Raw genomic sequence first — 9,703 nt, 5'->3', positions numbered from 1 at the left:
CTAGAGCCTTTCCGGGTTAGATTGAAGCATTCTGCCGGAGCAGGTTTCGTCAGGGCAGAGGCGATTGGCGAAGGGCATACCTTTTGGTACGTCCGAGCCGATCGCCTCTGATCCTGGCGGAAAGATGCCCGGCCCACCGGCCGCACTGCTTCGCCATGCGAAGCAATAGGTGCGTCCGGGGACGCTAAGTCTTGCAGATTTGCCAGGCAAATCTGCGGGAAGGTTTAGCTGAAACGGGCCGGCTGATCGACCGGCCGGCTTGGCCGTAGAGCTTGGCTACGACACGCGCCGGCCGGTCGACCATCCGACTCCGTTTGAGCCAACAGAATGCTTCAATCTAACCCGGAAAGGCTCTAGTGTCCTGCTTGGGGTTGTGCGCGAGCGCTGCCCATTGGCCGGGCGTCATGCCATAGGCCTTCTTGAAATGGCGGTTGAGATGGCTCTGGTCGGCAAAGCCGGTCGCCGCCGCCACATCGGAAATCCCCTCGCCCGCGCCGATCATCGCCCGGGCCCGCTGCAGCCGACGCATCAGGAGGTAGCGATGCGGACTGGTGGCGAAGGCCGCCCGGAAATGCCGCGACAGCGCGAAACGATCGAGCCCCGTCACCGCCTCAAGCTCGCCGGAATTCACTGCCCGGGTCGCATGCGCCTCGAGATAATCCCGTGCTGCCCGCGCCTGCCGCCAGGCGACGAGGCCCAGCGGCCGCGGCGGCAGGCGCGCATGCCGCGTCAGCCCACCCGCCACCTGCGATACGAAATCGTCGACGAAAAGCGCGTCCAGTTCGCGGTCGAGTTCGCCGAGAGCCGCCAGCAACACGCCCGCCAGCGCCGGATCACCGATCACGGGTTCATCGACGAAAGGCAGGCCGACGCCATCCGCCTTCAGGCATTCAAGAAGCAGTGATGGCTCCAGATAGAGCATGCGGTACTGCAACCCATCCTCCGTTCCCGCCCCGCCGTCATGCTCTTCGTCGGGATGCAGCACGATCACCTGCCCCGGCAGGCTGAAGCGCCGCTCGCCGCGATAGCGGAAGGTCTGAACCCCCTTCAGAGTCACGCCGAGTGCATAGGTGTCGTGCCGGTGCGGCTCGAAAGCATTGCCTGAGAACTGCGCCTCGATGCGCTCGATGCCGGGAAAGGCTGGCGCAGCGAGGATGGCGTTGCCGGATCGTCCCGCGCACAAACGTTCAAGACCTTCGAAGACCTGCGGATGTAAGTCCTGGTTCAACGCGCCCGATACTCCATAACCCGTAGATAGGTGAAAGATCGTCCGATGTTTGATACCAAAATTGCCCTCGTCCTGCGAAACAATCTTGCCGGCTGGCAGAAGCTGAACGTCACCGCCTTCCTGATGACAGGCATCGCCGGCCGGCATCCCGAGATCATCGGCGAAGCCTATAGGGACCGCGCCGGCAATCTCTACAATCCCCTATCGGTCCAGCCGATCATCGTGCTCTCCGCCGACGAGGCGACGATATCAGCCGTTCACCGCCGCGCGCTGGAGCGCGATATCACCAGCTCGCTGTTTATCGAGGAGATGTTTGCGACCGGCCACGACGCGGCCAACCGCGCCGTCTTCGCAGAATTTGCGCCCGAAGACGCCAAGGTGGTCGGCATCGCGCTACGCGCCGAAAAGAAGATCGTCGACAAGATCACCAAGGGCGCGACGATGCAGCGCTGACGAAAAAGGCCGGGCGTGACCCGGCCTTTCCGCAAACGATATGAGCCAGAATCAGCCCTGCGTGATCGGCGCGATCTGGATCTCGACGCGGCGGTTCTGCGCGCGGCCGGCCTCGCTCGCATTGGAGGCGACGGGTTGCGACGGGCCGAAACCGACGGCGGAGACGCGGCGCTGGTCGATGCCCTGGCCGCCGAGATAATCGGCAACCGAAAGTGCTCGGCGCTGCGACAGGTCCTGATTGTGCTGCAGGCTGCCGGTTGAATCCGTATGGCCGTTGACGTCGATCAGCGTGCGGTTGAACTTGCGCAACACGATCGCCACCGAATTCAGCGTCGGATAGAAGCCCGGCTTCACCGCGTCCTGGTCGACGTCGAAGGTAATGTTCGAGGGCATGTTGAGGATGATGTTGTCGCCGTTGCGGGTCACCGAAATGCCGGTGCCTTCGAGCTGGGCGCGAAGCTCGGATTCCTGCTGGTCCATATAATTGCCGATCGCGCCGCCGGCGAGAGCGCCGACGCCCGCGCCGATCAACGCCGCATTGCGCTTGCCGTGGCCGCCGCCGCCGACAGCCACGCCGACGAGAGCACCGCCCAACGCGCCAAGCGCCGCGCCGCCGGCCGTATTGGAAACCTTCTGTTCACCAGTATAGGGATCGGTCGTCGTGCAGGCACTGAGATAGCTTGCGGCAATAGCGAGAAGTATGAATTTTTTGATCATGGACAGGACGGTCTCCGTTCGACTGATGCGAGCAAATGGCAAGGATTGCGGCAAGAAAATGAAGATGTTCTCCTGATAGGGCAAATTCGGACGTCGAAACACAGCCATGTTGCGGGAATGCGCTGATATCACCAGTTTTAGCGGTTGACCGCTCCTGCGCGGCGGCAATGCACAGCGATCATCCTCCGCCGGCAAGGCACAACGATCAGCCCTCATGGTGAGGAGGTCCGAAGGGCCGTCTCGAACCACGAGGGCGGTTGGCCGGGTGGGTGCCGCCTTGCATGCTGATATCGCTGCATGTCGTCATCGCAGAACCGCCGCAGACTTTTGCGCGATATGCTTTAGAAGTTCTGGAAGAGCTGCCGCATGGTGTCATAAGTCGCGTTGGCGATGTTCAGCGACTGCAGGCCGAGCTGCTGCTGTGTCTGCAACGCCCGCAGCCTGCTCGACTCCTCCTCCATGTCGGCATCGACAAGCCGGCCGATGCCGGCGGTGATGTTGTCGTGCAGTTTCGTGGCGAAGTCGTTCTGCAGGTTGATGCGCTTTTCCAGCGCGCCAAAGGCCGAACCGACCGTCGTCAGCTGCGTCAGCGCGGCATCGACGACGCTGATCATCTGGCCGATCTGGCCCTGCGTCGTGCTTGATGTCACCGAGATCACCACCTGCCCGGTGGTGGTGCCGTTCTTGCTCGTCATCAGCACGTAGTTTTGCGCAGCACCGAGTTCGGTGGCGAAATAGGCCGATGTCAGCACCCCGTATTCGCCGGAACCGGTGGCACGGTCATCGATCAGGTAGCGCGCGTCCTTGGAGGTCGTCGCTCCGACGGGCGTGTTGTCGATATGGTAGCTCAGCATGCCGATCGAGATCGTGCCGTCGGCGTTGCGGATGAACGAGGCCGGGATCTGGCGCGGCTGCGTCGGCGTCGCATCGTTGGCGAGGACCACCCAGTTGTCGCTGTTGAAGGTCGCCGATTCCGAAACGCTGCGCAATTGCTCCTGCAGCTGTTTAATCTCTTCGTTGATCTTGTTCTTGTCGATGCCGTCTTCGGTCGCGGCAACGAGCTTTGCCTTGATTTCGGAAACGACGTCGATGACGCTCTGAACGCCGGTATAGGCCGTTCCCATCGTCGCTGCGGCCATGCCGAGCGCATCCTGGATGGCCGAAACGGCCTTATTGTCGGTCCGCGCGGTGGTGGCGATCGACCAGTAGACGGCGTTGTCGCTGGCTTTTTCGACACGCATACCCGTCGTGATGTGGTTTTGCGTGACCGTCATATTCCGATTGATATCGCGCAGCACATGAAGCGCCGCATCCACGGAGACGCGCTGATAAATACTCACGGGACTAAACTCCAAAACACAACAGACGCAAACTGAACTAAAAATGAACCGTGCCGCACGGACATTCATGTCCGGGGTCGCTGAAACTTCAGCGCATCGCAGCCTTCAAGAAACGAAGAAGACCAGTCGGTTACTGGTCACAATCATTGCCGTTTATGCTTAACAAACGACTAAACTTCAGAAGTAATTTAGCTAATTTTGCAAGGTTTCATACACCATAAGAAACGCAGCCGGACGAGGTTGGCCGGCGGCGTTTCACAGTCGGATAAAACCTTATTCGGCGGCCTGCAGCTGCTCGTCCTCGGGTGCGGCGCGCGGCCGTGTGGCGACCGACATCTCTTCGTGCAGGCGCGCTTCCTCGTGGGCGTGCGGTTTGGCGAAGCGGGCAAGCAGCAGATAGGCAACCGGCGTGATGAACAGCGTCACCAGCGTCGCGAAACCGAGGCCGCCGACGATCACCCAGCCGAGCGCAACGCGTGCTTCGGCACCGGCGCCATGGGCAAAGACCAGCGGCACGCCGCCGAGGATGGTGGCGATCATCGTCATCATCACGGGGCGAAGGCGCAGCGCGCAGGCCTTCTCGATCGAGGGACGCACATCCTCGCCCCGGTCGCGCAGCTGATTGGCGAATTCGACGATCAGGATACCGTTCTTCGCCATGACGCCGACGAGCAGCACCAGGCCGATCTGGCTGTAGATGTTGAGGCTGGAGCCGGTGATAACAAGTGCGAAGACGGCGCAGGCAAGACCAAGCGGCACCGTCGACATGATGATCAGCGAGGACAGCACGCTTTCGAACTGCGCGGCCAGCACCAGGAAGATGATGACGATGGCGAAGCCGAAGGTCAGCGCCATGCCGCTCGAATTCTCTTCGAGCGTCGCCGCCTCGGCGAGCGGCAGCAGGCGCGAGCCTGCCGGCAGCAGCGGCTCGGCAAGCGCCGTCACTTGGCTGACGGCATCGCCGAGCGACATGCCGTTCCTGAGGCCGGCGGTGATCGCCACGGAGGCGAGCTGCTGCTCGCGGTTGAGCTGCGGCGCGACCGACCCTTCCTTCATCGTGGCGATGACCGACATCGGCACGATCTTGCCGTCGCCGGTTTTCAGGAACACGTTCTCGAGGTCGGTCGGATCGTCGATCGGCCGCGTCGTCGAGGTCAGAAGCACGGGATAGGATTCGCCGTCGACGAAGACGTCAACCACCGAGCGCCCTTCGAGCAGCGACTGGATCGCCGTCGAAAGCCCCGTGATATCGATACCGAGATCCGAGGCGCGCTCGCGATCGATCGCCACCGACACCTGCGCCTGGCTGGGCTCGTTGGTCAGGCGCGGCGTATCATACTGGCCGGTGGCCTCGAGCGACTGAACCAGCTTGGCCGCCGCCGCCGTCAGCGCCTCGTGATCATTGCCGATCAGCGCCATCTGCAGACCACTGCCGGCGCCGCGGATGCGAAGGCTGTTCGATGAGATAGCATTGCCGCGCAGGGCCGGCACCCTGGAGGCTGCCTGGTTGATATCGCCGACGATCTCCGTCTGCGTCCTGTCACGCTCTCCCCAGGGAGCGAGCGTCAGCACCATGAAGCCGCTGTTCAGCGAACCGCCCTGGCCGGAGATCGAGAAGATATTGCGGATGTCGCCGCTGTCGACGAGCGGCTGCAGATATTCCTCGACCAGCTGCATCTTGTCGCGGGTATATTCGAGGCTCGATCCCTGGGGCGTCGTCAGCCGCATCATCACCATCGACCGGTCCTCTTCCGGCGTCAGCTCGCTCTTCACCGTCGAGAAAGCGACGAGTGCCGCACCGGCAAAGATCACCGAGAACAGGATGACGACGAAGGGCGCGTTGAGACAGCCGTGCAGCGCCCATTTGTAGAGATCGGCAAGCGCTGCGCCGAAGCGGCCGAACGCGCCGTGATCCTCGATCATCGGTTTGGTCAGCATGCGAGAGGCGAGCATCGGACACAGCGTCAGCGCCACGATCGACGACAGACCGACCGAGAAGGCGAGCACGAAGCCGAATTCGCGGAAGAGGCCACCGACCTGTCCCGGCAGGAAGGAGAGCGGAATGAACACCGCGGCCAGCGTCGCCGTCGTGGCGATGACGGCGAAGAACACCTCGCGCGTTCCGAGCACGGCAGCAGCGCGCGGCCCCATACCTTCGGAGCGCCGGCGTACGATATTTTCGAGCACGACGATCGCATCGTCAACGACGAGGCCGGTCGCCAGCACGATTGCGAGCAGCGTCAGGATGTTGATCGAGAAGCCGACCATGTAGATCGCCGCCAGCGTGCCGATCAGCGCCACCGGCATGCTGACCGCCGGGATCAGCGTCGCCCGCCAGTCGCGCAGGAAGAGGTAGATGACGGCGGTGACGATGACGGCGGCAAGCACCAGCGCCAGCACCACTTCGTGGATCGCACCCTGGATGAAGACTGCGTCGTCGCTGGTGATGGCGATCGTCGTGCCCTCGGGCAGCGTCTTCGACAGTTGGTCGACGGCGGCCTTGATACCGGTCGAGATGTTCAGCGTATTCGATTGCGCCTGGCGGATGATGCCGAGGCCGATGCCCGGTTTGCCGTTGGAGCGAAGCGCCGTTTCACCGTCGCGTGGCCCAAGCATCACCGTCGCGACGTCGCCGAGCCTGACGCGGTCCTGCAGGATGACGTTAGAAAAATCCGCCGGCGTCTGCAGGTTGGCGGTGGCTCGCACCACGATGTCCTGCGTATTGCTCTTCAGCGAGCCGGCCGGCACGTCGAGTGCGGCATTGTCGAGTGCCTTCGTCAGGTCACCGATGGTCAGCCCGCGGCTGGCAAGAGCCCCCTGGTCGACATCGACGCGGAAGACCTTCTCCTGGTCGCCATATTCCTCGACGTCGGCAACCCCGTCGACGGAGGCGAGGCGATCGATCACCTCGTTTTCGACCAGCAGGGTCAGGTCGTCCATGTTGAGATTGGTGGAGGTGACGGCAAGGCGCATGATCGCCGAGGAATCTGAATCCGCCTTGACGATCTGCGGCGCATCCGCTTCGTCGGGCAGGTTCTGGGTAATGCGGCCGATCGCGTCGCGCACGTCGTTGGCGGCGACCGAGAGATCGATCGCATCCGAGAATTCCAGCGTCACCCGGCTCTGACCGAAGGACGAGGTCGACGAAATCGATTTCAGGCCGCTGACGCGCGCGACCGCCCCTTCGATCACATTGGTCAGTTCCTGGTCGACCGTCTGCGGCGATGCGCCGTCGAAGGTGGTGCGCACGGTGACGACGGGACGGTCGACATCCGGAAGTTCGCGCACCTCGACGCCGAGGTAAGCCGCAAGGCCGGCGACGACCATCAGGGTGTTGAACACCAGCGCCAGGATCGGCCGGCGAACGAAAAGTGCGGTGAAGCTCTGCTTGCCCGACGCTCTGTCCTGATGAATCTCGGTCACGTTCATTGGGTGGCGACCTCCGCAGTCGCGGCGACATCGGCGCTCACACGCACCGCCCCGCCCTCACGCACGCGCTGGAGGCCCTGCGTCACGATCACGTCGCCGTCTTTGAGGTCGGCTTTGACCAGCACGAAATCTGGATTGCGCTGCACAATGCTGACCCGCACCTTGTGCGACTTGTCGTCGGTCACCTGCCAGACGAAGGAGCCCTGCGAATCCCACTGCACGGCGACCGGTTCGACGGCCGGATATTTATCGCCGGGAAATTTCATGCTGACGCTGAAGGACATGCCGGCCCGCAGCTCGTCCGAACTATTGTCGATCCTGGCGCGCAGGCGAAGCGTGCGGCTTGCCGCATCGATACGGTTGTCGACGGCTTCGACCACGCCTGAAAATACCTGCCCCGGCCTTGCGACCGACATCGCCTCGACCGGCTGGCCGACCGACACCGTATTGGCGAAGCGCTCCGGCACCCAGTAATCGACGAGGATTTCCGAACGGTCGTCGAGCGTGACGATCGGGATGCTCGTCGTGACGTTGTCGCCGATATTGACCGGCACGATGCCGACGATGCCGTCGATCGGCGCGGTGATGTTGCGCCGTGCGAGATTGAGTTCGGCGGCCTGCAGCTGCAGCCGCGCGCCCTGCTCAGCGATCTCCGAATCGAATACATCCATGCGCGACACACTGGATTTGATGTTGTGGTAGAGATTGGACTTCTCGACGGCGGCCTTTACCGCCACATCAGCCTGGCCGCGAGCGATCACCTGCTCCTCGCTGTCGAGCCTGGCGAGCACTTGGCCGGCCTTCACCCTGTCGCCGGACTTGATGAGGATTTCGCGAATCGTCCCCGATGCCTGCGGCGTGACCGCCACCGAACGGATCGCGTCACCGGTGCCGATCGCGTTCAGGCGGTCGTTGACGATACCCTGGACGACGGCCTGCGTCGCGACGAGAGTGGCGCTGTTGCGCCCGCCGCCATTGCGGCGGTTCTGCCCCTGTCCTTGTCCCTCGCCGCGCTGCCGCCCTTGCGCCCCGGCCGGAGAGTCGACACCCGCGCTGTCCTCGGCCTTCGGCGCGATCTTGGAAACGATGCTGTCTGGAATGCCCGCATCGCGCATCGTATCGCCGGCGCCGGGCACAAAGAAAACCCACGCGGCAAAGCCGGCAATAATGACGATGAGCGAAAGTATAAACTGCTTCCAAAAGGCCATTCACGTCTCCGGAGGGACTCGAGGTTGGACCAGGGTCGGTCGAAAGAGGCGCTGTGGGATCGAGATTCCCGTCTGATGCGACAATATCGCGCGTTTACAGCTTACCGGCAAGCATAAGCAGCCGGCATTACCGATTTGTAATATCAGCAAAGAATGGAAATAACCCGGCCGCTCACTTTTGCTTGAATGAACACTCGCCCGTGTCTTTGATCCCGCCGATTGTCGGGCAAGATACCGTACAAAATCCCTGAGGATGCGGGTTGGATGCCTATCGGCGCATCGACCACCGCAGGCCCATCACGGCCGCAATGCCCAGTATCGGCCAAACAGCCCAGAACTGCCCCGTCCAGGTGAAGATGTTGATGCCGGCAAGGCCGAGCGCCAGGATCGCCAGCAAGGTGATCTTGCGATTGAACCGGTTCTGGTCGCGGTTCCAGGCGAGCGCCGCGACGACAGCCAGCGCAAGCACCGGAAAGCGCGCCCAGAAGACGCCCTGCCACGACAGGAGATTGATGCCGATCAGGACGGCGGCGATGATGCCGAGCACGCCATACAACCTGTGTCCGCCCGGCGCTGGGGTTGTCTCGGCCTTAGCGGCCGCCATAACCGGCGCCGGCTGCGGCCGCGCGGGGCCGGATCGTTCTGCAGATGGCGTCTCGTCCCTGGTATCGCCGATCTTCACCGCGTAGCTCGGCACGCCTTCATCGACATTTTTCACCATCAGCGGTCCTAGAAACTCGAAACCGACCGCGACCTTGTTGCGAACTTGGTCATAGACGGTGCTCGATATCACGATGCCGCCTGCCGCAGCCGACGTCTGCAGCCGCGCCGCAATATTGACGCCGTCGCCATAGATGTCGTCGCCCTCGACGATCACGTCGCCGAGATTGATGCCTATGCGGAAGAGCATGCGACCGTCGGCCGGGCGGCGGGCGTTGAAACCCGCGAGTTCGTTCTGGGTGTCGACGGCCGCACGCACCGCCTCGACCACACTCGGGAAATCGGCGATCAGCCCGTCGCCCCAGGTATTGATGACGCGGCCACCATGGCTTTCGATCAGGCGCCCCATCGCCTCCCGGCAGCGCTTCAGGCTTGCAAGCGTCCCCTCCTCGTCGGCCCCCATCAGCCGCGTATAGTCCTGCACGTCAGCACAGAAGATCGTCGTCAGCTTGCGCCGCGTTTCACTCATGGTCTTTCGTCTCCGCGCTATCCCCCCGGGAAAGGTCGCTGCAAAGGCTGAAACTGGTCGATTGGAGATCATGGGCTATTGCAGCGGCGGTAAGTTACTAAGCCTTTGTGTTCGTTACCACCGATAATTGCTGATCGTC

The 9,703-nt window shown here is 62.7% G+C and carries 7 protein-coding genes; 1 reads left to right on the top strand and 6 read right to left on the bottom strand.

The window, feature by feature from the left end:
• Positions 1 to 337 precede the first annotated feature (337 nt).
• Complete coding sequence (locus V8P77_RS03415) at positions 338 to 1,228, bottom strand: AraC family transcriptional regulator (protein ID WP_335910693.1); 891 nt, start codon at positions 1,226 to 1,228, stop codon at positions 338 to 340.
• A gap of 45 nt (positions 1,229 to 1,273) precedes the next feature.
• Here V8P77_RS03415 and V8P77_RS03410 point away from each other — a divergent pair, with 45 nt between their 5' ends.
• Entirely contained in the window at positions 1,274 to 1,681 is a 408-nt protein-coding gene (locus V8P77_RS03410) for a DUF2000 family protein (protein WP_335910692.1), read from the top strand.
• A gap of 51 nt (positions 1,682 to 1,732) precedes the next feature.
• Here V8P77_RS03410 and V8P77_RS03405 read toward each other — a convergent pair whose 3' ends face one another.
• From V8P77_RS03405 to V8P77_RS03385, 5 genes are all read right to left on the bottom strand, one after another.
• Entirely contained in the window at positions 1,733 to 2,398 is a 666-nt protein-coding gene (locus V8P77_RS03405; protein WP_003541337.1) for a YiaD family glycine zipper/OmpA-like lipoprotein, read from the bottom strand.
• Between the two features lie 341 nt (positions 2,399 to 2,739).
• Positions 2,740 to 3,738 (bottom strand): flagellin N-terminal helical domain-containing protein, encoded by a 999-nt coding sequence (locus V8P77_RS03400; RefSeq protein WP_335910691.1) that lies wholly within the window; start codon positions 3,736 to 3,738, stop codon positions 2,740 to 2,742.
• A 273-nt stretch (positions 3,739 to 4,011) separates the two neighbouring features.
• Positions 4,012 to 7,167: an efflux RND transporter permease subunit gene (locus tag V8P77_RS03395; RefSeq protein ID WP_335910690.1), complete on the bottom strand. Its 3,156-nt coding sequence runs from the start codon at positions 7,165 to 7,167 to the stop codon at positions 4,012 to 4,014.
• Entirely contained in the window at positions 7,164 to 8,375 is a 1,212-nt protein-coding gene (locus tag V8P77_RS03390; RefSeq protein ID WP_335910689.1) for an efflux RND transporter periplasmic adaptor subunit, read from the bottom strand. Before V8P77_RS03390 ends, V8P77_RS03395 begins: the two co-directional genes overlap by 4 nt.
• 268 nt (positions 8,376 to 8,643) lie before the next feature.
• Entirely contained in the window at positions 8,644 to 9,564 is a 921-nt protein-coding gene (locus V8P77_RS03385; RefSeq protein WP_335910688.1) for an adenylate/guanylate cyclase domain-containing protein, read from the bottom strand.
• Positions 9,565 to 9,703: the final 139 nt, after the last annotated feature.

The organism is Rhizobium aouanii, assembly GCF_037002925.1.
In the GTDB taxonomy this organism is placed as follows: Bacteria; Pseudomonadota; Alphaproteobacteria; order Rhizobiales; family Rhizobiaceae; genus Rhizobium; species Rhizobium aouanii.
The sequence above is the reverse complement of the archived record's forward strand: the minus strand, read 5'-3'. Positions and strand labels throughout refer to the sequence as shown.

Coding starts and splice junctions, on each gene's coding strand:
- V8P77_RS03410 (WP_335910692.1), top strand. CDS start 1,274: ATGTTTGATACCAAAATTGCCCTCGTCCTGCGAAACAATCTTGCCGGC.
- V8P77_RS03405 (WP_003541337.1), bottom strand. CDS start 2,398: ATGATCAAAAAATTCATACTTCTCGCTATTGCCGCAAGCTATCTCAGT.
- V8P77_RS03395 (WP_335910690.1), bottom strand. CDS start 7,167: ATGAACGTGACCGAGATTCATCAGGACAGAGCGTCGGGCAAGCAGAGC.
- V8P77_RS03390 (WP_335910689.1), bottom strand. CDS start 8,375: ATGGCCTTTTGGAAGCAGTTTATACTTTCGCTCATCGTCATTATTGCC.
- V8P77_RS03385 (WP_335910688.1), bottom strand. CDS start 9,564: ATGAGTGAAACGCGGCGCAAGCTGACGACGATCTTCTGTGCTGACGTG.